The 24,527-nt window shown below is 65.0% G+C and carries 18 protein-coding genes and 1 pseudogene; 5 read left to right on the top strand and 14 right to left on the bottom strand.

Features of this window, described 5'->3' with window-relative positions:
- Positions 1-14: 14 nt before the first annotated feature.
- The gene (locus tag P1Y20_RS15915; RefSeq protein WP_304449688.1) at positions 15-1,025 is read right to left on the bottom strand and encodes a HEAT repeat domain-containing protein; all 1,011 of its coding nucleotides are present in this window, start codon (positions 1,023-1,025) and stop codon (positions 15-17) included.
- A 212-nt stretch (positions 1,026-1,237) separates the two neighbouring features.
- Positions 1,238-1,477: a hypothetical protein gene (locus P1Y20_RS15910; RefSeq protein WP_304449687.1), complete on the bottom strand. Its 240-nt coding sequence runs from the start codon at positions 1,475-1,477 to the stop codon at positions 1,238-1,240.
- A 129-nt stretch (positions 1,478-1,606) separates the two neighbouring features.
- On the opposite strand from P1Y20_RS15910, the gene P1Y20_RS15905 reads away from it, so the two are divergent.
- Entirely contained in the window at positions 1,607-5,497 is a 3,891-nt protein-coding gene (locus tag P1Y20_RS15905) for a glycoside hydrolase family 97 N-terminal domain-containing protein (protein WP_304449686.1), read from the top strand.
- A 204-nt stretch (positions 5,498-5,701) separates the two neighbouring features.
- Here the strand turns inward: P1Y20_RS15905 and P1Y20_RS15900 are convergent, their stop codons facing one another.
- A complete protein-coding gene (locus P1Y20_RS15900) occupies positions 5,702-5,833 on the bottom strand; it encodes a hypothetical protein (RefSeq protein WP_304449685.1) in 132 nt (43 codons plus the stop codon).
- A gap of 279 nt (positions 5,834-6,112) precedes the next feature.
- Here P1Y20_RS15900 and P1Y20_RS15895 point away from each other — a divergent pair, with 279 nt between their 5' ends.
- The 3 genes from P1Y20_RS15895 to P1Y20_RS15885 all read left to right on the top strand — a co-directional run bounded on the left by P1Y20_RS15895 (position 6,113) and on the right by P1Y20_RS15885 (position 9,087).
- Positions 6,113-7,453, top strand: a complete 1,341-nt coding sequence (locus P1Y20_RS15895; protein WP_304449684.1) for a tyrosine-type recombinase/integrase — start codon at positions 6,113-6,115, stop codon at positions 7,451-7,453.
- Between the two features lie 309 nt (positions 7,454-7,762).
- On the top strand, positions 7,763-8,638 hold the full coding sequence (locus P1Y20_RS15890) for a ParA family protein (RefSeq protein ID WP_304449683.1): 876 nt from the start codon (positions 7,763-7,765) through the stop codon (positions 8,636-8,638).
- Positions 8,635-9,087 carry a DUF7970 domain-containing protein gene (locus P1Y20_RS15885; protein WP_368662185.1) on the top strand — a complete coding sequence of 151 codons (453 nt, stop codon included), beginning with the start codon at positions 8,635-8,637 and terminating at the stop codon, positions 9,085-9,087. Before P1Y20_RS15890 ends, P1Y20_RS15885 begins: the two co-directional genes overlap by 4 nt.
- A gap of 147 nt (positions 9,088-9,234) precedes the next feature.
- Here P1Y20_RS15885 and P1Y20_RS15880 read toward each other — a convergent pair whose 3' ends face one another.
- From P1Y20_RS15880 to ilvA, 11 genes and pseudogenes are all read right to left on the bottom strand, one after another.
- On the bottom strand, positions 9,235-10,518 hold the full coding sequence (locus tag P1Y20_RS15880) for an amidohydrolase (RefSeq protein ID WP_304449682.1): 1,284 nt from the start codon (positions 10,516-10,518) through the stop codon (positions 9,235-9,237).
- Positions 10,519-10,562: 44 nt separating this feature from the next.
- Positions 10,563-11,321: a hypothetical protein gene (locus tag P1Y20_RS15875; protein WP_304449681.1), complete on the bottom strand. Its 759-nt coding sequence runs from the start codon at positions 11,319-11,321 to the stop codon at positions 10,563-10,565.
- Position 11,322: 1 nt separating this feature from the next.
- Entirely contained in the window at positions 11,323-12,033 is a 711-nt protein-coding gene (locus P1Y20_RS15870; protein ID WP_304449680.1) for a DUF5058 family protein, read from the bottom strand.
- Between the two features lie 383 nt (positions 12,034-12,416).
- Entirely contained in the window at positions 12,417-13,343 is a 927-nt protein-coding gene (gene lipA / locus P1Y20_RS15865; RefSeq protein ID WP_304449679.1) for a lipoyl synthase, read from the bottom strand.
- 24 nt (positions 13,344-13,367) lie between these two features.
- Positions 13,368-14,617 (bottom strand): annotated as a pseudogene (gene glyA, locus P1Y20_RS15860) (serine hydroxymethyltransferase).
- Positions 14,618-14,870: 253 nt separating this feature from the next.
- Positions 14,871-16,289, bottom strand: coding sequence for a dihydrolipoyl dehydrogenase (lpdA, locus tag P1Y20_RS15855; protein ID WP_304449678.1), 1,419 nt, complete (start codon positions 16,287-16,289; stop codon positions 14,871-14,873).
- Between the two features lie 145 nt (positions 16,290-16,434).
- Positions 16,435-17,859 (bottom strand): aminomethyl-transferring glycine dehydrogenase subunit GcvPB, encoded by a 1,425-nt coding sequence (gene gcvPB / locus P1Y20_RS15850; RefSeq protein WP_304449677.1) that lies wholly within the window; start codon positions 17,857-17,859, stop codon positions 16,435-16,437.
- Positions 17,859-19,220, bottom strand: a complete 1,362-nt coding sequence (gene gcvPA / locus P1Y20_RS15845; RefSeq protein ID WP_304449676.1) for an aminomethyl-transferring glycine dehydrogenase subunit GcvPA — start codon at positions 19,218-19,220, stop codon at positions 17,859-17,861. Before gcvPA ends, gcvPB begins: the two co-directional genes overlap by 1 nt.
- 18 nt (positions 19,221-19,238) lie before the next feature.
- Positions 19,239-19,622: a glycine cleavage system protein GcvH gene (gene gcvH, locus P1Y20_RS15840; RefSeq protein ID WP_304449675.1), complete on the bottom strand. Its 384-nt coding sequence runs from the start codon at positions 19,620-19,622 to the stop codon at positions 19,239-19,241.
- Between the two features lie 27 nt (positions 19,623-19,649).
- Complete coding sequence (gene gcvT / locus P1Y20_RS15835; protein WP_304449713.1) at positions 19,650-20,741, bottom strand: glycine cleavage system aminomethyltransferase GcvT; 1,092 nt, start codon at positions 20,739-20,741, stop codon at positions 19,650-19,652.
- A 121-nt stretch (positions 20,742-20,862) separates the two neighbouring features.
- Positions 20,863-22,083: a threonine ammonia-lyase gene (gene ilvA / locus P1Y20_RS15830; RefSeq protein ID WP_304449674.1), complete on the bottom strand. Its 1,221-nt coding sequence runs from the start codon at positions 22,081-22,083 to the stop codon at positions 20,863-20,865.
- Positions 22,084-22,462: 379 nt separating this feature from the next.
- On the opposite strand from ilvA, the gene P1Y20_RS15825 reads away from it, so the two are divergent.
- Positions 22,463-23,218, top strand: a complete 756-nt coding sequence (locus tag P1Y20_RS15825; RefSeq protein WP_304449673.1) for an IclR family transcriptional regulator — start codon at positions 22,463-22,465, stop codon at positions 23,216-23,218.
- The last annotated feature ends 1,309 nt before the right edge of the window (positions 23,219-24,527 follow it).

Genomic DNA, 24,527 nt, shown 5'->3' with positions numbered 1-24,527 from the left:
GCAGCCAAACTTCCTCAGCGTGGCGCTCCACAGCGAGGACACATCGGCGGGGACCCATCCGGACGCGCGAGTCCACAGTGGGGACACTCGCCTCCGTCGGGCGCGGTCATCGCCTCAACCACGTCGTCGGTTGCCGTTCGAACAGACTCCACCGTGCCGACCCCCGAAGGAGCGGACCCAGACGGCTCGTCGACCAGACGCTGCCGACAGAACCGCACGCGCTCGGTCAGGAACGACGGCGTCTCCTCGCCCTCGGCGTCGCCCTCGTCGAGCGCCGGACTCGACTCGACTGCCGTGTCCGAGCCCGCGAGCAGTCCGAATGCCTCCGCCCCCCGCCCCCGAACGTACGGGTTCTCGTCGGTCAGTCGCGCACGGAGCGGCTCCTCGGCGGCAGCTAACTTCTCGGGGTGCGCACAGCCGACGACCACCAGCGCCGTGCAGAGGTGATACCGGACGAGTTCGTCCTCGTCGTCGAGGTGCTCGGCGAGTGAGCCGACCTGATGGCGGAGTCGGTCTGGATCGCCGAGTGCGACGTACGCCAGCGCTTTCGCGAGTTTCTCTTTGACCTCCGGTTCGTCGAACGAGAGGCCAACGCGAAGGTCGGCCAGCGTCTCCGGGTCGGTGACGTCCTCGGGCGAATCGCCCGCGACGTAGCCGAGTGCTTCGGCAGAGCGCGCCCGGACGTAGTAGAACTCCTCGTCGTCGGCCAACCGCTCGGCGAGCGTGCCGACAGCAGGTCGGACTGCTTCCGGCTCCGACTGAGCAAGCGTGACGAACAGTTTCGCGGTCGTCAGCCTGACCGCCCGGTCCTCGTCCGTGAGGAACGCCGAAAGTGGGCCAGCGAGGTCCTCGAAGGAGCGCGGTGGCTCTTCGGCGATAGCCCGGATAGCCCGCAACGCACGCTTGCGAGTCTCAGTGTCGGCCGCGCCGAGTCGGTCGAGACACGCGACCGTCTCCCCGTGGTCTCCTTGCTGAAGGAGACCGGTCAGGTGGTCCGGCGTCGGCGGCTGGTCTGGGTCACTCATCGACGTGGTCGGGTATGTGTCCGGGTTTCACGACCAGTCGCTTCAATCCGGTGGTTCTGCGCTGGCCCACGAGGCCGCTATGAGCGTCCCTATCGAGGAACGATGCTAGTGTAGCCGAGACCGCGGCCACTTCCATCCCATCGACACAAGCGCGAACCGATGTCGGAGACGTCGGGCCCGCTTTCGGCTCGCACCTGTCGGATGAATCATGCTTACGAGAGCGGAACCGAACGCAGTAAACCGTTGTGAGGTGGATGTGGACAGCCGCCGCACTCCTCTCCACAAGGAACCTTCGTCGTGACGTTCGTCTCACTGTTCTCGTTGTCACCGGTATCGACGGCCGCTTCGCCCGTCTCGGCGAGTTCATCGGTCTCCGCGTTGCGTGTCTGCCAGTCGACGCGTGCCTCACAGTACGCGAAGACGTCCTCGAGCGTTCCGGTGTCTTGCGTCATCTGTGAACTCAACGGTCTAGCACACCGGTCTCGACGCGGTCGGAACCACGGATTCGGTAGTTTCGAAATCCAATTACCTTAATTTGTTACAATAGCATCATATATTGTAGAAATAAACTACAGGAGGAAATGCGTGAGAAACAATCACAGCAACCTTTCGACGGAGCGACGCGGCGAACCTTCCTCGGGGGCGTAGCGGCGGTCGTGGCTGTGGCCGCCTACTCGCGAGACGTATCGGCCGATGACGCGGCGCCGGTGGCCAACGATGCAGACGGTCCGGTCCAATCAGTAGAATCACCCGACGGGTCGATCACGGTCACGGTCGACGTCGGCGACGGCGTCCCGACCTACGAGATCGTGCGGAACGGAACGACCTACGTCGGCCCGTCGGCACTCGGCTTCGACTTCCAGAATCAGCCTGCGTTCGGTGCGAGTGCCACGGACTCTGACGGTTCGGTGACAGTGACGGGAGCCGAACGCGAGACGCTGACCGAAAGGTGGGCGCCCGTCTGGGGAGCGTTCGACGAAGTATCGGCGGACTACAATGCACTCAGTGTCGGCCTCGCGGATGCGACGGAGGATGGGTCGGGGCAGAGCGACGACAGAGCCACAGACGGCGGAGAGGGTCGCCGAAACGCGACCCTGCAGATCCGCGTGTTCGACGATGGCATCGGACTTCGGGTCATCCTCGGCGAGGGGTTCACGAGTAACTCGGACCGGGCGGTCATCGTCTCCGAGAACACCGGCGTCGACTTTGCCGACGACTACGATGCCTGGTGGATCAGAAACGAGGTGACGAACCCGCGGTTCGAACAAGAGTACGAAGGGACCGTACTTTCGGACATACCGGGGGGGACCCGAGAGACACGCCCCACCTCTACGTCGTTCCGAACCGGTGTACACACCCCGCTCACGGTCGACGCGGGCGACGCCTACGTGAGCGTCCACGAGTCGAACCTCGACGACTACGCGGCTGCGACGCTCGCACCGCGCGACTCGGACGGGGGGACCGCGTTCGACACCGCGCTCACACCGTTGCCCGACGGCACGAAGGCCTCCCTCGAACTCCCCGCCGTGACGCCGTGGCGGACGATCCAGGTCGTCGACCGTCCCGGCGAACTGATCGAGTCGCAGCTCGTCCCCCTGCTCGCTGACCCACTCGACGAGTCGGCGCTGCCGACCGCGGGCGGTGGGGCGGACACGAGCTGGATCGAGCCACGAAAGTACGTCGGCATCTGGTGGACGATGATCGCGGGAACGGCCAACTGGGAGTACAAGTCGGACGACGAGATCGCGAACGAGGCCGGGAACCCCGCGTCGTACATCCACGGGGCACGGACCGAGCGAATGAAACGATACATGCGGTTCGCGAGCGAGAACGGGATCGACAGCGTACTCGCCGAGGGGTGGAACCAGGGGTGGGCCACCTACCCCGGCGACGGTACCGGCTTCGAATTTGGCGTCGACGACTCGTACCCTGACTTCGACGTCCGTGAGGTGACGGACTACGGTGCCGCCCTGTCTCCCCCGGTGGAGATGACGATCCACAACGAGACCGCTGGTAACGTTCCGAACTATGAGTCGGCGATTCTGGAGACAGACGTGTTCGCTGGATACGACGACGCCGGGATCAACTCGATTAAGAACGGCTACGTTTCGGATCCCGGTCTCGGGATCGATGGCGACGGTGCGGAGCCAACCCATAACCAGCACAACCAACTCGCGGTGAATCACCATCGGCTGGTGATCCGCGAAGCGGCCGCGAAGCGCCAGCTACTGGAGATCCACGAAGGGATCAAGCCGACCGGTGAGATCCGGACATACCCGAACGTCGCGAACCGCGAGGTCGTCAAAGCACAGGAGTACGACGGGTTCGGCCAGCTCGCCTCGAACGTCGGCCGGGGCCACCACGTCACCCTCCCGTTCACGCGCAACCTCGCCGGCCCGGTGAGCTACCAGCCGGGGATTTTCGACATCACGTTCGGCGACGACCGCGGCGGGCAGGTACAGACGACGGTGGCCAAACAGCTCGCGATGTACGCGACCTATCTCAGCGGGCTCCAGATGGCCGCCGACCGGATCGAGGCATACGTCGATGAGACCTTCGAGGTCGGCGAAGGTCTTCAGGCCGCCGCCGGTGACCGCGACGGGTTCGTCACCGACGACACGTGGCGGGACGCGTTCGGCACGAACCACGTCGCCATCGACCCCAACCGTGCGTCGAGCGGCTCGTCGGTCACTTTCGTCGTACGCAACGTCGACGCGGCGGGCAGGTACGACCTCCACCTCCGGTATGCGAGCGCGCCCGAAGAAAACGCGGGGCGTGTGATCGACACCGGCGGCCCGCGGGCCACCCTGCGCGTCAACGACGAGACCGAGACGATCGCCCCCGGGTTCACCGCCTACTGGGACGATTGGCAGGTGTTTACGACCGAGATCGAACTCGACGCCGGTGACAACGAGATCGCGATCGAACTCGACTTCGAGGACGGCGACGACGGGTTCACCGGCGACGTAGGCGGGTTCAACCTCAACGCTGTCGCGGTGACCCCACCCGGCGAGCCCTCACCGATCCCCGCCGAGTACGAGGGGTACGTCCCCAAACGCGAGAATTTCGATGCGAAGCCTGAGTTCGAGTTCATCGAGGACGTTCCTGCGGCCGGCTGGGACGAGACCCGCGTCGTCGGGTCCGCGATCGGCGAGTACCTCGCAATCGCGCGCCGTGCCAACGAGGAGTGGTACGTCGGCGTCATGACGAACGGCGACGCCCGCGCCGTCGACGTCGACCTCGAGTTCCTCGTACCCGGAAACGCCGGCGACGCGTCGGGGAACAGCGGAAGCGGGCAGGGGAACGGAAACGGCCGGAGCGGTCCCAAGTATCTCGCTGAAATATACTCCGATGCGATCGGAGCGGGCGTCGACGCCGACCCGACGGGCGTACGGATCGACGAGGCAGTCGTCGCTCCGACCACGACGCTGCTCGCGTCGATGGCTCCGAGCGGAGGGACTGCGGTGCGACTACGCCCGGCCCGTGGCAGTGAGATCGGTAGGCTCACCAGGTACGAGCGGCCGGAACAGGAGCTCTCGGTCGAGATCGCAGACGAAGCCGACCTCGGCGAGCCGTTCGTCACGGCCACCGGGTCGAACGACGCCGCGTTCATCGGCGGAACGAACGTGGAGGTCATCGTCGATGGCGAGCGCGAGGCGCGCGCGAACGTCCGACTGCCGCCGAACGCGACGGACGAGATGGTCGACTTGGGATATCGGATCTCGACCATCGGCACGTTCGATGTCGTCGTGCGCGACCCCGAGACCGATGAGGAACTCGCCGCGAACACTGTCGCGATCGCACCGGGGGACGTACTCGCGGAGTTCACCGATCCACAGGGTGACGACGACGGCCCGGGGGAGTACGTCTATCCCACCGACGAGGCGTTCGAGGAGGGTGCCTTCGACCTCCGCACGTTCCGCGTGCTGGAGTCCGACGAACAGTACCGATTCGCCTTCGAGGTCGAGAACCTCTATGCCGGCTTCGGTGGGGAGTTCTCGCCGCATTTCTTCGTCGTCTACCTCCGGAATCCGAAGAGCGACGCGGGACGGACGTCCGAGCTCGGCGACCTGGACGTCACCGCGCGATTCGCGGAGCCGTGGCAGCACCGTATCAGTGCGGACGGCTTCGGCGGCGGAACCATCGTCGACGCCGAGGGCAACGGTCTCGGGGCACCGGAGACGTTCGTTGACGCCGAGGCGAACACCGCGGTGCTCTCGATTCCGAAGTCCGTCGTCGACTCCGATATCGCCGACTGGCGGGTGCTACCGCTCGTCGGCTCCGCCGACTTTGGCGCGTTCCGGGCCGTGGACGTCGACGCCGGAGGTTTCGTCTTCGGCGGCGCCCGCGAGGACGCCGTCGTGAACGCCCCGCACGTCATCGACCTCGTGACGCCGGAGGGGACGGGACAGGGCGAGGCACTCTCGTACGGGCCTGACTCGCTCGCCACACTGCCGTTCGTATCACTCTGAGAGGGCGAAATAATGGGGGCCGTCGACTGCGCTCGGTTCAATAACGTTTCTCGGGCACGGAACCGCACGTCGGGGGTTCCGAACAGACGTGAACCGCCGCGGGGCTCGAACCCCAGGCAGTCAATCACCTCGACGGTTATCGACAGGAACTGTTCGTAGACGGAGGCGAGACGGCCGGGAGGATGTTGTTCAGCGTCGGGACCCTCAGGCGATGCCGAGCGTTTCGAGTTCCTCCTCGGAGTGTTCGGTCCGGAGGTCCTCCAGGTCGTGCTCCTCGAGGAGCTCCTCACGCTCCTTGTCGGTCAGGTCGTCCACGGGTTCGAAGTGGTGGCACATCGCAGGTACCCGTAGGGGAGCGCTGGCCAAAAACGCTGTTAGCACCCGAAGTCGGTGTTCGATACGACAAAGGGCCACGGACCGACGAAGATTCGCCCAAAAGCTAGCTCATCCTCCGAGACTGTGAACGACCGAACTCACCAGAATTTGTATAGCGGTATACGATACATCGTAATACACCGGTATCGCCGCGCACGACCGTGGGTCGAACGGACTCTTCGGGTCCGTTTCCCCCACAGAGTTATTAGGTGACGAGGACGACCGTCGAACAGCGAGTATATGGCCGACTCAGATTCCTCCCAGACAACGAACGGGCTTCTTCCCGACGATCCGTTCGAGGACGTTCGCTGGTCGACGCTCGACCGGGAAGCGTTCGCCGACCTGTACTGGGACACTATCGCCCCTCGGTTCGCCGCTGCGGGGCACGATCCGGAGACGGAGAAGCCGACGCATCGGTGGTTCCGCGACGAAGGGCTCCGCGCGTTCCTCGCGGCGTTGCGACGCCACCACGACCGCTCGTTCGGTGCGTTCTGGGCCGAGGACCTCGCCGGCGACGTCGACGAGGGGTACCACTGGGCCACCGGCGACGAGGCGACGGTCATCGCGCTCGAACGCTTCCTCGACCGGCGTCGCGACCGACACGACCTCGCCGAGTCGTCGATAGCCGCGATGCGGAAGCGATTGAACCTCTACGTGCGGGCCTACGTGAGCGCGAACGGGATCGATGACCTGCTCCGGCCGGTTCACCGGGATTCGGAACGACCCGTGTACGACGCCGTCGACGCCTGTTACGCCGCCTTCGACCAGTTGAACGACGAGGGGTACGCCCCCCGGACGAAACGACGAGTCCGCGGCGTGGTCGACGACTGGTATCAGCACCTCGTCGGGCGACGGGTGGCCGCAGTGAACCCCGCGACGGGACTCTACTCGGAGTTCAAGTGGCAGGTCGAACCGAGCGACCCGCCGGCACTCACCGCTGACCACGTCCGGGCCCTCGTGTCGGTCGCCGATTCCTCGCGGGAGCGTCTCCTGGTCGTCGCGCTGGCCGGGTGGGGACTTCGGGCGAGCGAGGTGGCGGCGCTACACGTCTCTCAGGTCCGTCGCGACGGCGAGGACGGCCCGTACCTCCGATTCGAGGAGCGAAAGAACGGACCGGGAGAGGTGAACCTGCTGTACGGGCTCGACGTCTTCGACGAGCGCCTCGACGACCTGCTCGCCGGCGACGGGGCCACGACCCCGGCCGCGGACGCGGGATGGAACGGCTACCTGTTCCCGTCGTCGACGGCGGCGAACGGACACGTCGGGCGAGAGCGCGTCTGGGCGTGGTTTCGGGCGCTCGCAGACGACGCCGGCCTGCCCGAGCGTATCGACGGCGAACGCCCCTCTCCCCAGCTCTGTCGTCGGTTCTGGTACGACGCCTACACGGCGGCGCTCGGCCAGGTCCTCGATGGCATCGGGGAGATCGCAGCAGAGCAGGGCTCCTCGGACGCCTCGGTCGTCCACGAGAACTACCTCTCCGACGAACGCGCACGACGCACCCGTCGTGAGTTCATGCGGACCCGGCTCGCCGCCGCGTTCGAAACCCCGGCCGCGGGTCCTTCGGTGAGTTCCACGAACTGACGCTGTCGACGCTGCTGTCGGATGCTGCTGGTCGCCCCTGTAACGCACCGTACACCGACTCCATGACCTCTATTAGTGGGGTTCAATCAGCAAACACCTCCAATAGCGTCGTACGTTAACTATGCCCATTACTGATGTTTATTACTTATGTTCGCCACTGTTGTTCATTATCAGTGTTCATAGATATTGTTCACTGATGGTGTTCACTGTGTGTGTTCATTACTATTGTTCATTGAGTGGGCCCATGATGTTACATCGTGGGGTGGTTGTCTGACGTACATTGAAGTCAACTCACTCAGACATCCATGTATGCTCGCATACTCGACGTACTCCGAGGCCGGTGGGGTCGGCAAGACGACGACCGCCGCGAACCTCGCCGTCGCGCACGCTCGCGCCGGATTGAAGCCGCTGGTCGTCCCGCTCGACCCGCAGGACGGCGACCTCTCCCGGCTGTTCGGTGTCGACGAGCGCCGTACCGACTCGGTCGACACCCTCGTCCGGCACATGATTCGCCGGCCCAACGGCGACTTCGACGACCTCGTCAGGACCGTCGAGGGCGTCGACATCGTTCCGGAGCACAACATGCTCTCGGACCTCGCCGACTTCCTGCAGCGCGAACGCGACCAGGCGGAGGCGATGGGCGAGGCGTTCGGCATGCACGCCCAGCTCCTGCGCGTCCTTCGAGACGCCGGCGTCCCCGACCGCTACGACGTCCTCATCTGTGACCCACCCGCGACGGAAGGGCCACACCTCTACAACGCGATCAACGCGACACGGTCGCTCGTCATCCCCCTCGAACCCTCGGCGAAGGGTCGTGCAGCGGTCGAGGGGCTCGAGGCGCTGGTCGCCGGGCTCGAAGCCCAACTCGACGTCGACGTCGGCGTGCTCGCCGCCGTCCCGATCGGGTTCAAGAACACACGCGACCAGCGGACCATCCTCGACGAGATCGACTACCCGGTCCCCGAGGTCATCGGCGAGCGAGCCTCGCTCATGGAGGGCTGCTGGATGCAGCAGTGTTCGGCGTTCGAGTACGTCCGGTCCCATCGCTCGAAGCGTCGGGACTACGAAGTCGACACGCTCGCACAGTTCGACCGCCTCGCGCGCTACCTCGAACAGCAGGTCGGCATCGAGGCTCCCCACCCGCCGGAACCGGGCGACGTCGACCAGGAGGTGATGACGGCGTGACGGGCATGAAACAGGGTGCAGGGGAGGACCCGTTCGCCGAGGACGCGGACGTCTCGGACGACGCCGAGGCCGGACCGACCACGGACCGGGCATCGGAGTCCTCGTCCGATGCGACCCCTACCGACGCCGAGGTCGACAGCCCCGAGAGCGGGCAGGAAACGGCACAGACCGACGATGCGACCCGGTCGTCGTCGGCCGAGACGACGATGCAGGTTCCATATACCCTCCGCCGCGATAGCGTTCAGGACGGCCGCGACCGCTACCCGCTGTTTCTCCAGTCCGAGACGAAACGCGCCGAGCGCGACGCGCTCCACGACCTCGAAGACCAGTTCGACGGCAACGTCTCGCTGACCGACCTTCGCGAGGCACTCGTCCTCGCCGGGCTCGACCATCTCGACGAGGTCGAAGCGCAGTTGCGGACCTGGGGGTACGGGCTGACGTTTGACTGAGCCGGGGACGTGGACGACGTCGGAGCCCCGTGACGAACGTTCAACCACTACGATTTTTAGCTGTCGAATCTACGTCCGTTGTCGCGTCTACCGCCGAACCTGTGATGCTCCGGTGACGTATAGCCGAACAGCCAGTGCTCGATATATCTATGATAGAATCGCGAGGGCGGTGTCTGAGAGGAGGGACACACCGATCTGCAGGGAATCCTCGTCGATATCGAACGTTGGCGTGTGATGTCCGCTGGGATTACCGCCGCCGACGCCGACGTACGTCGCTTTCCCGCCGTTCTCCTTGACAGCGCGCATCAGGAAGGTCGCGTCCTCGCTGGCCCCTAACCGATCACGCCGGCGCACTGACGACACTCCGTCGACCTCGTCCGCTATTTCGCCGACGAGGCCAACCAGTTCTTCGTCGCTGTCCTCGCGGATCGCTTCCCCGATGAGCGAGAGTCCGGCCTCGCAGTCGTGGGCGGCCGCCGCTGCGTCGACGTGGCGGTGGACGGCGTCCCGCATGTACTCCATCAGTTCGTCGGACTCCCCGCGCACTTCGACTGTCGCGGTCGCTTCACTGGCAACGACGTTGGCGGCGTTGTCGGACCTGAGTTCGCCGACGTTCACCCGCGTGGCACCCTCCTGGTGACGGGGGATGCCGTAGATGTTGCTCGTCGCATCCACGAGGGCCTGGACTGCGTTGCGGCCCTGGTTGGGGGCCAATCCGGCGTGCGCGGACTCGCCGGTGAAGGTGACGTCGAAGCGTGCGAACGCGAGCGCTTCGTCGATGCCCCCGACCACGGTTCCAGTCGGATTGTCGAGCCCGACGTGAGCACCGATCAGGTAGTCCACGTCGTCGATGTGCGAACCGCTGGCCATCGCCTTGCCGCCACCGAGGAGTTCTTCGGACGGCTGGAAGAAGACCTTGAACGTTCCGGTGAAGTCGCTCTCGACGACCGCCTGGAGCGTCCCCAGTCCGAACGTAACGTGTGCGTCGTGGCCGCACGCGTGCATGTATCCCTCGTTCTCCGAGCGGAACCCCTCGGCAGCCGGCCTGTGGTCCTCGTCGGACGACTCGGCGATCGGGAGCGCGTCGATGTCGACGCGAAGCCCGACAGTTGGGCCGTCACCGCGTTCGACGACTGCGACAGCTCCAGTGTGTCCGCCTGCGAGCTGTTCGAGGATATCGGTTCGGTCCGTGCGAGCGACCGCTCGCTCGTACCACGCGGATAGTTCCTGTTCGTCCGGAACGCCCAGTCGCTCGTCTGGGTCGAGTGCCTCCGCGCCGACGTGAATCCGGTCGACACCCAGGCGTTCGAGTTCTTCGACGATTCTGGTCGTGGTCCAGAACTCGCGCCATCCGGGTTCTGGGAAAGCGTGGAATTCACGGCGGAGGTCGACGAGTTCCCGCTTCGTCGGGAGGTGGGTTCGTGTTGGCATCTGTGAGTTGTCGTGTGTTCTCGTTCGTAGTTCTAGTAGGTACGTTATTCGCTGTCCTCGTCGGGGGGTGATAGCATGTCGTGATGCCACATCCAGCGAGCGATGAGCGTCGTACCGAAGACGGAGACGACGATCACCGCGTACAGCGGATAGCTCGGGAGGAAGGCCAGGAATCCGAACTCCAGTAGCACGGTCATGAGCAGGGCGATCGTGAACCCGATCGCCGCAACCGACGGGTAGTCCCGCCCGAACTGAGCGAAGATGGCACCGAAGACCGCCGGAACCAGGTACGATTCGAGCGCGTTCTGCCACAGTTCGGGAAGTGCCTGGAACGCGGACACGAGCGTGACGGCCCCGATACCCAGCATCGCCGTGTTGACGAAGATCGAAGCAGCGATGGCCACTGTCGAGATGATACTCGCTTGCGGTGTCCCCGTCTCGACGTCCGACGCCTCCTGTGCCGCTGCGGCACAGGGTAAGCGCAGGTTCGAGATGTTCCCGGACAGGAACGCCATGTACGTCCCGGGGATACCCAGCACGGGGTAATACGACAGCGGCTCGATGAACCAGGCCCAGCCGAACGTGACCGCGACCGAGGCGAACGCTCCGACGATCGCCGCAGTCGGCGGCAAGATATCGAAGACGACCAGCAGCGCCACTGCCGGCCCCAGTGAGAGTGCAACTGCGAGCAGGTTCGTTCTCCGTCCCCACTTGTTGACGTACGGAACGAAGCTGTCCTGATACACGTCACGGCTGTCTGCTGCCCGAGACTCGGTGACTTGTTTGCCCTGACTTCTCGCCATTCTACCACCAGCTCCCCACGGTTACTTCGATCGCCACAGCAGCCAGCAGTCCAACGAGCATCGCCACACCGAGCGCCCACTCTCTGACCCACTGAACGTCTCGCTCGTCGGCGACGTGCAACAGTGCGAGCATCGCGAGCCCACCGACGGCGACGGCGCCAGTCTCCGGTGTCCCGGCCGTGACTTCCCCGCTCAGGAAGTACGCAAACGCTCCGAGCATCGCTGCAGCGCTGATAACCGGGATGAGTTTCTCGTTGCCGTTGCTGATCTTCGTTCTGACGATCTCCATGTGCCGCGTTCCGAACGCCGAGACGAGCAGCCAGCCAGTCCCGCCGAGCGTCATCGCCCAGACTGCCGTCGCGTACGCTGTTTCAGAGATTCCCTCGTCCCCCAGGCTGTATCCGAACTGGCTGAGACCTAACTCGGCGGCCGGGAGTTCGAACGCTATCGACCCGATCACCGTGAGCCGCATCCAGGCAACCGGACCACCGATCGTCGCGATCAACGCCAGCATTCCAGCTAACACCGCGATCGACGGCCCGATCGCCGAGATTACGCCCGTCTTGAACCCTGTTTTCAGTTTCTCGTCCGACAATCCCATCTCTTTCCCGTCTTTCCACGCGCGACGGAGGAAGATGGCGGCCTGCAACAGGACGACCATCACGACCGGCACCGTCGACAGCCACAACCACCGACTGTTGGCGATGTCCATGTACGCTGGTGCTACTGACACCAGGCCGTTCCATACCATAGCATTCGTCTATTATATAAAATAAACGTATATAACTACCGGTTACGATAGTCGGCCGCGACCGCAGTCCGACCCGTCGTTGTTCGTCGAATACCGTCCGCCACGCCGTTCAACACCCGTCGAAGGCCCCCCTCGGCAGCAACGAAGCGGCCACGAGGCTGCGTTCGGCGTCGAGTATCGGCCGGTCGATTCGGGGGTGGCGTCTACGTGGAGTATCGTGCTACCAGTTCCGGTAACAGGGCGATGGACGCGTCTCGAAACACGGAACTCTCGACGGTCCCGACCTCTGGTGTTTCGGTCCGTGTGGCCCGGTGTCCGCTCTCGCGTTCGGTTCATCGGTCCGGTCACGACTCGGCTCGCGCTCGTTCGCGTGCCTGTTCGACGGATTCACCGTCGAGTACAGCGTCGACGAACAGTTCGCCGGCTTTGTATGACGACCGCACCATCGGGCCGGACGCGCAGTACCGGAAGTCGAACTCGTCCTCGGCGACGCGGCGCCACGTCTCGAACTTCTGGGGGTGGACGTACTCGGTGACGGCCAGGTGGCTGCGCGACGGTTGGAGATACTGGCCGAGCGTCACGATATCGACTCCGACCTCACGGAGGTCCGATAGTGCCTGGTAGACCTCGTGGTCGTACTCCCCGACGCCCAGCATGAGGCTGGTTTTCGTGTAGATGTCGGACTCACGGTCCACCTGGTCGAGTACGGACAGCGACAGGTCGTAGCCCGCACGGCGGTCCCGCACCGGGAACTGGCGGCGCGCGACGGTCTCGACGTTGTGCGCGATCACGTCCGGCCCCGCGTCGATAATCCCCCGCACCAGGGTTGAATCCCCCTGAAAGTCGGGAATCAAGCACTCGACGCGGATCGAGGAGTCCCGGTCTTTGATCGCGCGAACGGTTCGAGCGAAGTGGTCGGCGCCCTGGCCGTCGAGGTCGTCGCGGTCGACGGAGGTGAGGACGACGTACTCGAGGCCGATGTCGGCGACGGCGTCTGCGACGTTCGTCGGCTCATCGGGATCCAGCGGTTCCATGCCGCCGGTCTCCACGTCACAGAAGTTGCAGCCCCGCGAACACCGGTCGCCCATCAGCATGAACGTCGCCGTCCCCGGCCCGCTACGGCCCGACCAGCACTCGCCCATGTTCGGACAGTTCGCCTCCTCACAGACCGTGTGGAGGTCTCGCTCGCGCAGCGACTGCTTGATGTCGGTAAAGCGTTCGCCGGACGGCGGCCGCATCTTCAGCCAGTCGGGCTTACGTGCTCGGCTCATTGGCGTTCGGCGGCCCACTGACGACTACTCATAGATCGGGTGCTCGGCACAGAGCCTGTCCACGGCAGCCGAGACCTCCGCGGCCAGCTCGTCGTCGTCCGGATTGTCGAGGAGGTCGACGATGTACTCGCCGACCGTCTCCATCTCCGACTCGGTGAACCCGCGCGTGGTCAGCGCAGGCGTCCCGACGCGGATGCCGCTGGTGACGAACGGCGACCGCGACTCGCCCGGAACGGTGTTCTTGTTGACCGTGATCCCGACGCTCTCGAGTCGCTCCTCGGCGTCTTTCCCGGTCGTGTCCGGATAGGACTCGCGCAGGTCGACGAGGAGGAGGTGTTTGTCGGTGCCACCGCTGACGAGTGACACGCCCCGGTCGGTGAACACGTCGCCGAGGGCTTTCGCGTTCGCGACGACCTGTTCGGCGTACTCGTCGAACTCGTCGGTGAGTGCTTCCCCGAACCCGGCGGCCTTGCCGGCGACGTTGTGCATCAACGGACCGCCCTGCGCACCGGGGAAGATCGCTTTGTCGATCGCATCGGCGTGCTCGTCCGTCGTGAGGATCACCCCCCCGCGTCCGGCACGGATCGTCTTGTGTGTGCTCGCCGTCACGAAGTCGGCGTCCCCGACCGGGTTGGTGTGGACACCCCCAGCGATGAGTCCCGTGACGTGAGCGATGTCCGCCACGTGGTACGCGTCGACGGCGTCGGCGACGTCGCCGATGCGCTCGTAGTCGAACTCCCGGGGGTACGCCGACGACCCGCTGACGACGAGGTCGGGGTCGAATTCCTCGGCGTGCGCGGCGAGTTCATCGTAATCGATGTATCCGGTTTCCGGGTCGACGCCGTACTGTTCGACTTCGTAGTATTGCCCGGAGAAGTTGACGTGATGGCCGTGGGAGAGGTGCCCGCCGTGCGTGAGGTCGAGCGAGAGGATCCTGTCGCCGGGGTCCAGCGTCGCGAAGTAGACCGCCATGTTGGCCTGTGTCCCGCTGTGCGGCTGGACGTTCGCGTGCTCGGCACCGAAGAGCTCTTTCGCCCGGTCGACCGCTACCGCTCGACGGTATCGACGTGTTCGCAGCCACCGTAGTATCGCGCTCCCGGATACCCCTCGGCGTACTTGTTGGTCAGCACCGACCCCTGCGCCTCGAGGACGGCCTCCGAGACGTGGTTCTCCGACGCGATCATCTCCAGGTTCTGCTCCTGCCGTCGCTCTTCTCCGTGGATCGCAGCGTGCACGTCTGGGTCCGTTGCCGATAGTCTACCCTCCGGTAACATACGTGATCGCTTCCACCCGTTCGCGTAAAAATCCTTTGTCAACTAATCGCAGCCGCGTGATTCGGCGGTGTCGGATCCCAGCCGGTAACGGGACTGCTCGCGACGGAATTCCGGGCTCACGTCTACCTCCACGGAACGAGACCACGTGGGTGCGACGGTTGGTGGAACAGTCGCCCGCCGGACAGCCGTTTTGCTGCATTGCGGCCCTGGTACACTCCATTTCGTCGTCGCTGGCGTGGCTCGGTGGCGGCGGTTATCGGGCGAAGGTGTGAATCGGGTGGCCGAGCGCGCAGTCGGCCGCTTCCACGATCGCTTCGGAGAGTGTGGGATGCGCGTGGACGGTCGACGCGACGTCCGAGAGCGTCAGTTCCTGTTCGACCGCCAGGCCGATTTCGGCGGTCAACTCGGACGCCTCCGGACCGACGATCCGCCCGCCGAGAATCGCCCCCGACTCGGCATCCGCGACGAGCTTCACAGACCCGGTCCGTTCGTCGGCCGCCAGCGCGCGGCCGCTCGCGCGGAACGGGAACTCACCGGTCGTCGGTTCGTACCCCCGGTCGCGCGCCTCGGCTTCGGTCAGCCCGACGGCCCCGATCTCGGGGTCGGTGAACACGACACTCGGGACTGCGCCGACCGGGTCGGGGTCCGCGTCCGCGATCGCCTCGGCCGCGACGACACCCGCGGCGCTGCCTTCGTGGGCGAGCATCGGTTCGCCCGCCACGTCACCGACGGCGAAGACGTGGTCGACGTTCGTCCGACCGAATTCGTCCGTCTCGACGAATCCGTTCTCGTCGCACTCGACGCCGAGCTTCTCGAGGCCGGCCGTATCGGAGACCGGATCGCGGCCGACTGCCACCAGTACCTCGTCGGCTGTGATCGATTCGACCGTGTCCTCGTCCGTTCCGTCCTCGGCTGGCTCGGTCGTGATCCGTATCTGTCCGTCGTCGACTCGCTCCCAGTTCGACGCGACGCGACCGAACCGGAACGACAGCCCGAGCGCCGCCGCGCGCTTCGCCACCGGCTGAGTCACGTCGTCCGCGTACCGCGGCAGCGGTTCGTCCAGCAGCTCGACGACGACCACGTCCGTTCCGAGCTTGGCGAACATCGTCGACAGCTCCATCCCGATGTAGCCTGCGCCGACGACTACCAGTTCGTCGGGGACCTCATCGAGATTCAGGGCCGCCTTCGCGTCCAGAATCGGCTCGTCGTCGAACGAGAACCCCGGAAGTTCGATCGGCCTACTCCCCGTGGCGACGATCGCGCGGTCGAACGCGACCGTCTCCGAGTCGCCGCTTCCGTCCGTCCGGATTTCCGCGCGGTGGTCGCCGACGAACCGCGCCGTCCCCTCGCGCAGCGTCACGCCGTTGGCCTGACAGAGCTTCTCGACCCCCTTCGTGAGCCGGCGCACGACGCGATCCTTCCAGTCCACGAGCCCCTCGAAGTCCACTTCGACGTCCGCCTCGATGCCGCGGTCCCTTCCGTTCCGAATCGAGTGAACGTCGTCGGCCGCGTCGATGAGCGCCTTCGAGGGGATGCAGCCGTGATTCAGACACGTCCCGCCGACGCCGCTCCGATCGACGAGCGTGACCGTTCTGCCGAGCTGTCCCGCGCGGATGGCCGCCACGTAGCCCGCGGGACCGCCACCGATGACGAGTACATCTGTCTCTAGCATGGGTGTGCTGTCCTCCCGAAACACTCTCGGCCGCCGCGTGTTAATTCTTCCCCGTCGCGGCCTCGCTAGTCAGAATAGCCGCGGTACTACCGGCGGGCTGCGTCGGGCACTGCCCCGGTCACGACCGGTCGCCCGGCCTGCCGCGTCACTCGAGGTCGTGCCAGGACAGCCGCGGATTCCGGGCAGCATTCGTCTGGTCGATACGACTGGCTGCCGTCGATTCCGGCGCTGTCGACAGCGACTGCTCGTCCTCGTCGGCCACCGCGTTGAACGCTTCAGCGAGCTGGTCGAGGGTATCCTTGCTCTCCAGTTCTGTCGGTTCAGTCATGAGCGCCTCGGAGACGATCTCCGGCCACTTCGTCGTGGGCGGATGGACGCCGTAGTCAAGCATCCGCTTCGCGAAGTCGGCGGCGTCCTGGTCGCCGGCGCTGGCGACGAACTCGTGGTGAAACGGACCGAACGGAACGTCCAGGTCGACCTGTGACTCGAGGTAGTTCGCGTTCAGCACCGCTTTCGAGCTCGTGTCCGCCAGCCCGTGGTCGCCGAGCCGTTCGATGTACGCGTAGGCTTTCAGCAGGACGAGCCAGTTCCCCATCGCGCCGTGAACCTTCCCGACGGAGTGTGCCGGCTCGTACAGCTCGTACTCGCCGCCGTCGTCCCGGACCTGCGGTGCGGGGAGGAAGTCGGCTAACTCCTCGGTGACGCCGATCGGTCCGGCACCTGGCCCGCCACCGCCGTGGGGTGTCGCGAACGTCTTGTGGAGGTTGAAGTGCATGACGTCGAAGCCCATGTCGCCAGGCCGGGCCTGCCCCAGCAGGGCGTTGAGGTTCGCGCCGTCGTAGTAGAGCAGGCCGCCGGCGTCGTGAACGAGCTCGGCGATCTGCTCGATGTCGCGCTCGAACAGCCCGAGCGTGTTCGGGTTCGTGAGCATCAGCGCCGCCGTGTCCTCACCGACGGCGGCCTCCAGCGCGTCGAGGTCGACCCGTCCGTCGTCGCCCGGCGAGAGTTCGACCACCTCGTACCCCGCCATCACCGCGCTCGCGAAGTTCGTCCCGTGGGCGCTCGCGGGCACGATCACTTCGCTGCGGTCCCCCTCGCCGTTGTGCTCGTGGTACGCCCTGGCGACGAGGATGCCCGTGAACTCGCCGGCGGCGCCCGCCGGGGGCTGGAGCGTGACCGCGTCCATCCCGCCGATCCGGCCCAGGTAGTCCTGCAGCTTCGCGTACACCGCGAGCGTGCCCTGCGTGCTCCCGGCCGACCGGTCCGGATGCACAGCCGCGTCGGGAAGTGCGGCGAGGTCCTCGGTGAACTTCGGGTTGTACTTCATCGTACACGACCCCAGCGGGAACGGTCCGTTCTCGACGCCGTAGTTCATCTGGGAGAGCCGCGTGTAGTGGCGCGCGAGCTCGGGCTCCGAGAGTTCCGGAAGCGTCACGGAGTCTCGCGTCACGTCGTCGGGCAGCGACGACCGCTCCTGGACGCCGACTGTCCGTTCGTTCTTCTCCGCGAGCAAGGGCTCGTACCGGGGACCGTCCGTCTCGCTCCAGACGGCCTGTTCGTAGCGCTGCATCAGGCGACCACCTCCTCGACGGCGTCCACGAACTCGCTGCGCTCGTGACGGTTCGCGTCGGTGACACAGACCTGTATGCGGTGTTCGTCGACGGCGTGCACCGCGAACCCCTCGGCCTCGAGGTCGTCGGCGACCTGCTCGGCGTCCCGGTGCGTCTCCATCAGGAACTCGCGGAAGTGGTGACGGTCGTAGACCGGTGCAGTGACACCTTCGATGTCGTCGACCTCGGCGGCCAGTTCGCGCGGGAGTTGGACGCACTCCTCGGCCAGACCGACCAGCCCGGTCGCGCCGAGCCAGGCGACGTGCATCGCGGTCCGCAACGCGACCCACGCCTGGTTCGTGCAGATGTTCGACGTCGCGCGCTCCCTTCGGATGTGTTGTTCTCGGGTCTGCAGCGTCAACGTGTACGCGCGCCTGTCGTCCGTGTCCTCGCTGGCGCCGACCAGCCGACCCGGAACCTGTCGCAGGTAGTCCTCCCGAGTCGCGAACAGTCCGAGCCCCAGTCCGTAGGCCGGCGACAGTCCCAGGACGCTCGCGTCCCCGACGACGACGTCCGCGCCGACGGCGGCCGGCTCTTCGAGCAGCGCGAGCGCGACCGGGTCTGTCCCCAGACAGAACAGCGCGTCGTGCTCGTCGGCGATGTCGCCGACCGCCGCGAGGTCCTCCTGGATGGTACCGATAGCCGTGGGGTTCTCGGCGTACACCATCACCGTCTCGTCGGTGACGTGGTCGGCGAGGGTCGCCTGCTCGGTGATTCCGTCCTCCGCCGGGTACGTCGCAACCGTCATGTCGTTCCCGATGAGGTAGTTCTCGAGGACCGACAGCCGCTCCTCGCGAACGAGGTCCGAGACCAGCACCTGCGAACCGCTCGTCGAGCGGACACGAGCGGCGAGCAGTGCCGCCTCTCCCAGCGCCGTCGCCGCGTCGTACATCGAGCAGTTCGCGACCTCGAGGCCGGTGAGTTCGACGAGCATCGACTGGTACTCGAACAGCGCCTGCAGGAAGCCCTGCGCGACCTCGGGCTGGTACTGCGTGTAGGAGGTGAGGAACTCCGAACGCGACGAGAGGTCGTCGACGGCGGAGGGCACGTAGTGATTGTACCGGCCCCGTCCGAGAAACTCGGTGAGCTGTTCGTTCTGTGCGAGCGTGTCCGAGACGTCACGGACGACCGCCTGCTCCGACGACGCCTCGATCCCGAACGAGCCGTCGAACCGAACGGATGGCGGAACGTCGAACAGGTCGTCGACGGATTCGGCGCCGATGGCGTCGAGCATCGCTTCGACGTCCGCGGCCGTGTGTGGTGCGTACGGGCTGCCTTCGGACCGACGCTCGCTTCCCGTGTTCTGGATTTGCTGTGACATTGTTGGTCTCTCGGGCGGTTACTCGATCTGGTCGCGGTACTCGGCGGCCGACAGGAGCGAGTCCGTGTCGAGATCCTCGTCGACCTCCACTTCGATCAGCCAGCCGTCGCCGTACGGGTCGTCGTTGACGAGTTCGGGCTCGGCTCCGACCGCCTCGTTGCCGGCGACGACGACCCCGGCAACCGGCGTGTAGACGTCGGATACGGCCTTGATACTCTCGATGACCGCGAGTTCGTCGCCTGCGTCGAGTTCGGTGTCGGTCGCTGGCAGTTCTACGAAGACGATGTCGCCGAGTTCGTCCTGTGCGAAGTCGGTGATGCCGATTCTCGCCGTGTTGCCGTCCGGGTCGATCCACTCGTGCGATTCGGTGTAGTACAGTCCGTCGGGTGCGTCAAATGTCATCGGTGGGTATCGTGGGTCGCTGGTCGTTCAATCGCGGTACTCCTGGAGGAACCGGTGGCTGACGACCGTCGCTGCCGCCGCCCGGTCGCGTATTTCGACGGCCAGTGAGGTCCCCTCGTCGGCGTACGCGGCGTCCACGTAGCCGAGGGCGATCGGAACCTCGAGCGTCGGGCTCATCGTCCCGCTGGTCACGTGGCCGAGCTGTTCGCCGTCGTGCAGAATCGGATATCCGTGACGGGGAACGGCGCGCTCGTCCAGTTCCAGACCGACGAGTAGCTCCTCCGGGTCGGCGGCATCCTGAAGCGCCGCCTGACCGACAAAGAACGGCTTCGAATCGTCGACCACGAAACCCAGCCGCGCCTCGTAGGGCGTCCGCGGTTCGTCCTCGGGGTGGAAGTCCTGCCCGGACAACAGCAGTCCAGCGTCCAGTCTGAGCGTGTCACGCGCACCGAGCCCGCAGGGCTGGACGTCGGCGAACGCTTCCCAGACCGCTTCGGAGTCGTCGGCGTCGAAGAGCAACTCGAAGCCGTCCTCACCGGTGTAACCGGTTCGGGCGGCGAGGCAGTCGGCGCCGTTGATCGTCGTGTCGCGCGCGCTGAACCGGGACACGTCCTCGAGGGAGCCGGTCGCGGCCGTCTGGACGGTTTCGACCGCGTCCGGACCCTGGACGGCTGCCATCCCGAGTTCTCCGGTTCGGTTCGTGACGGTCGCCTCGAGGTCGTGCGCCCCCGCGTGGTCGGTCCAGCGGTCGGCCATCGCCTCGTCGTTCCCGGCGTTGGGAACGAAGAGGTACTCTTCGCCGTCGGGCTGGAAGTAGACGACGGTATCGTCGATGAGCGTCCCGTCCTCGGAGAGGATACAGGCGTACTGGGCGTCACCCGGGTCCAGTTCGGTCACGTCGTTGGTCGTGAGTCGGTTCATCAGTTCTGCGGCGTCCGGTCCGCCGACCGTGACTTCGCCCATGTGGCTGACGTCGAAAATCCCGACCGAGTCGCGGACCGCCGCGTGCTCGGTCCGGATCGAGTCGAACGAGACCGGCATGTCCCAGCCGCCGAAGTCGGTGAAGTCGGCACCGGACTGCAAATGCTTCTCGTAGAGAGGTGGCTTTCTGGTCGACACGCTTTGGATACTCCTCTGGAACGGTATATAGCTTTTCGTGGGGGGCAATCCCGGCCGAGTCGCGTTCACACTGGGTAGCGACGCGAACTCTCTGGTCCGTCCGCGAGCGACGCGTCGCACGTCAGTTGAGGCGGGTGACGTCGTAGCCCGCACTTTCGATCGCTCCGACGATGCGGTGGGTGTGTCGGTCGCCGCTGGTCTCCATTCGGATGTCGAGGTACGCTTCGCCGACTTTCAGTTCTTCGACGGCACGCTCGTGATTGACGGTTCGGATGTTGGCGTTCTCGTCGGCGATGATGCTCGAAATGTCCCCCATCCTCCCCGGTTCGTCGACGATTCGGACTCGGAGCTGCACGAGTTGCTGCCGGTAGGTGAGTTCGTGTGTGAGCGTCCGCTGGAGCATCGTCGCGCTGAGGTTCCCCCCGCTGAGCACCGGGACCACCGTCTCGTCGGTGACGTCGACCTTGTCGCTCAACAGCGCTGCGACGGTCGCGGCGCCCGCGCCTTCGACCATCTGTTTGGTTCGTTCGAGGAGATAGCGGATGCTGTGTGCGATCTCCGTGTCCGAGACCGTCACTACCTCGTCGACGTACTGGTCGATGAGGTCGTACGTGAGTTCCGAGATGCCGCCCGTCGCGATTCCGTCGGCGATCGTCTGGACCGAGTCGATCGTCTGGGGGGCACCCTTCTGGAGACTCTGCGGGACGGTCGCCGCGTCGTCGGCCTGGACGCCGACGACGCGCACGGACGGCGCTCGTTCCGCGAGGGCTTTCGAGACGCCGCCGACGAGTCCGCCGCCGCCGATCGGTACGACGACCGTGTCGACGTCCGGGACCTGGTCGAGAATCTCGAGGCCGAGCGTTCCCTGGCCGGCGACGATGTCGGGGTCGTCGTACGCGTGGACGAAGACGGCGTCGTCGTCGACCAGTGACCGGGCGTGGTCCATTGCCGCCTGGAAGTGCTGGCCGTGGAGTTCGACGTCGGCGCCGTACCCGCGCGTCGCGTCGACCTTCGACTGTGGCGCGTTCGTCGGCATGACGATAGTGGCGTCGAGGCCGGTTTTCGCGGCGGCGAGCGCGACGCCCTGGGCGTGGTTGCCAGCGCTGGCGGCAACCGCCCGCTCGACCGTCGGTCGGCCGTCTTCTTCGACCCGGACGAGTTTGTTGTAGGCTCCCCTGGTCTTGAACGAGCCCGTTCGCTGGAGGTGTTCCATCTTGAGGAACACCCGGGCGTCGGTGTCGGTGTCCAGCGTCCGGCTCGTCTCTATCGGCGTTTCTCTCGCAACCGATTCGTCGTCGATGCGGTCCTGCGCTCGCTGGATGGCCTCGAATTCGATGGACATAGTTCTCCTGAGGGAACAGGTACCGTCCGATCGGGGCCGGTCGATGTCCCGATCTGGAAGTACCGATGGTCGTGCTATCCGCTCGCTGCGATTTATAGATACTGGTGGCCGGGACAGCGCTTTCGAGTCCGCCACACGCGACACGATTCGAGATGTGGGGAAGAACTCGCCGCTCGGCCGGGCAGCGTGACCCGACCGGGCTCTCCGATCAGGTGACAGACGGGGTCGCCCGACACGATATTTTCATTCTCCGACCATTCTCGGGGATACCTCGCCAATACATCTGTATTTGTATCGATTCCTCCGCAATCGTTCTCCCCATGCTGGGGATTTCGTCGAGTGGACGCAGACTTAAGGGGTTCGCCGGGGAGACGTAGGTATGGAACGCGTAAACGGTGGCGAGTGGCGAAAGACCACGGCGATGTCGCTACGCATCGTCGACGCTATCGAGGACCTCGGCAGTGCGACGCTCTCGGAGATCGCCGACCACATGGACCTCTCCTCGAGTACGCTTTACACGCACCTCAACACCCTGGAGAGGTTCGGGTACGTCACGAAGGCCGGCGACGAATACCTCCTCGGCCTCAAGCTTTTCCACCTTGGGGAGATCGCTCGCTACCGCGACGACCGATACCGGTTAGCGAAAGAGAAGGCGTTCGAACTCGCGAACGTGACGAACGAGGAGGTCAACTTCGCCGTCGAGGAGAACGGACGCAGCATCATCCTCTTCGACGAGACCAACAACCCCGCGAGCGAAGGGTATCAGGTCGGCCGCTACTTCTACATGCACAACTCGGCGAGCGGCAAGGCGATGCTCGCCGAGTTCGCCGAGGACCGGCGCGAAGCGGTCCTCGACCGATGGAGCCTGCCACGGGAGACGGACAACACCATCGTCGACCGGGACGAACTCCGTGCCGAGCTCGCGCGGACGCGAGAGCGTGGGTACGCTGTCAACGACCAGGAGGCGCTGGAAGGACTCCGTTCGGTGGCCGTCCCGGTCGACGACCCGGATGGTGGCGTATTCGGGTCTCTGGACGTCTCCGGCCCACCGTATCGGCTCCCCCCCGACGAGGAACTCGCCGACCTGCTCCAGGACGCCGTCGACGAACTCGAGACGTCGATAGCCACGAAGTAGAACCCGACACGGCGGTGTGTGGACGACAACTGTAGCACCGTGCTCCGATTCGACGATCGGTTCACGTGTGCCGGAACTGATCGAGGGTGCCGAGACTGACCACAACTTCGCCGCACTGGCTTCGCAGGTTCGATGCCGAGGAACCGGCGTACCTGACGACGGTGTCGTCGGCGTACGCGTCTGTCGACGTGATGAGCACCTACACGCTTCGCACGCTGGTCGGGGACGTGCTGGTCGGTGGTTCCGGACACGGTGGAACACATCGCTGTGAACCTACGGCCGAGTACGTTTCGCGGCGACCCGAGCGACGCCACTCACTACCTGCTCGCTTCTCAACCGCTTGACGACAGTAGTGTCCAGAGGCGAATTCGAGCGCCCGCTACTCGGTTTGACGAAGCCCGAATACGGCGGTGGAGCGGGGTCACTGACGGGGAACCGATAACAACACTATATGTGTTATTTGAGGTGGTGTAGCACCACCGGGTACGTGGCACGGGCTAGTTGAGCCGGGTCGAGGAACGAGCACGTCGTCGAGTGAACTCACCGTGTCGCTCCCAGACCTGCTCAGCGAGGCTCAGACGTGGACCCTGAGGAATAGTGGGTGAACCTGTAGAGGTCGACACCCGTCGGTGCGTTCGCCGTCCGCCCTCGCGCGGCGGGACGTTCGCTTCGAGAAACAACGGCGGTTCTCCGGACACTCGGCGAGAAACGCTCGTTTCACGTAATTTACCGATGGTACATCGAGTCGCTGCCGACGGGACCACTGTCGAGATCGACGCCGAGGCAATCTTGGGTACGAGACACAATTTGCCTCGTCACGACGTTGATTCTGGAGTCGCCGGATTCGAGTGACATGGAATCGATTCAGAGGGTGTATTCCCCCACGAAGTAATCGAGAAACACGACTGTTCGAACACAGTGCTTCTGGCAGATATCTTCGGCAATCGGACTGCATGTACTCGATTAGGCTCGGCCGGCCGGCTCGACGACATCGGGCGAAGTCCGATCGAGACGTGGTTTCGGACGCCGAAGATACGAGTCGGCCTGTTTCACGACTCGAGGGGGGACAGTCGGCTGAGTATCCGCCAGTGACTTGTATTTGTTGTCCACTACTACGATAGTCCGCGACGGTACCAGACGTTCGGCCAGCAAATTCCAGATTTGGGGTTCGAATCGACAGTCTATATGGACTGGCCTGTACTACCTAACGAATATTGGGTGATTCAGTGGCCTTTTGACTAATAATACCGATAGACATCCTGTCGGTGTTCTATGGATTGTGACACTACTCGAAACGTCCTCACATCCT

This window comes from Halomarina ordinaria, assembly GCF_030553305.1.
Lineage (GTDB): Archaea > Halobacteriota > Halobacteria > Halobacteriales > Haloarculaceae > Halomarina > Halomarina ordinaria.
Note: the sequence above shows the minus strand (reverse complement) of the source record. Positions and strands in the feature narration are given on the sequence as shown.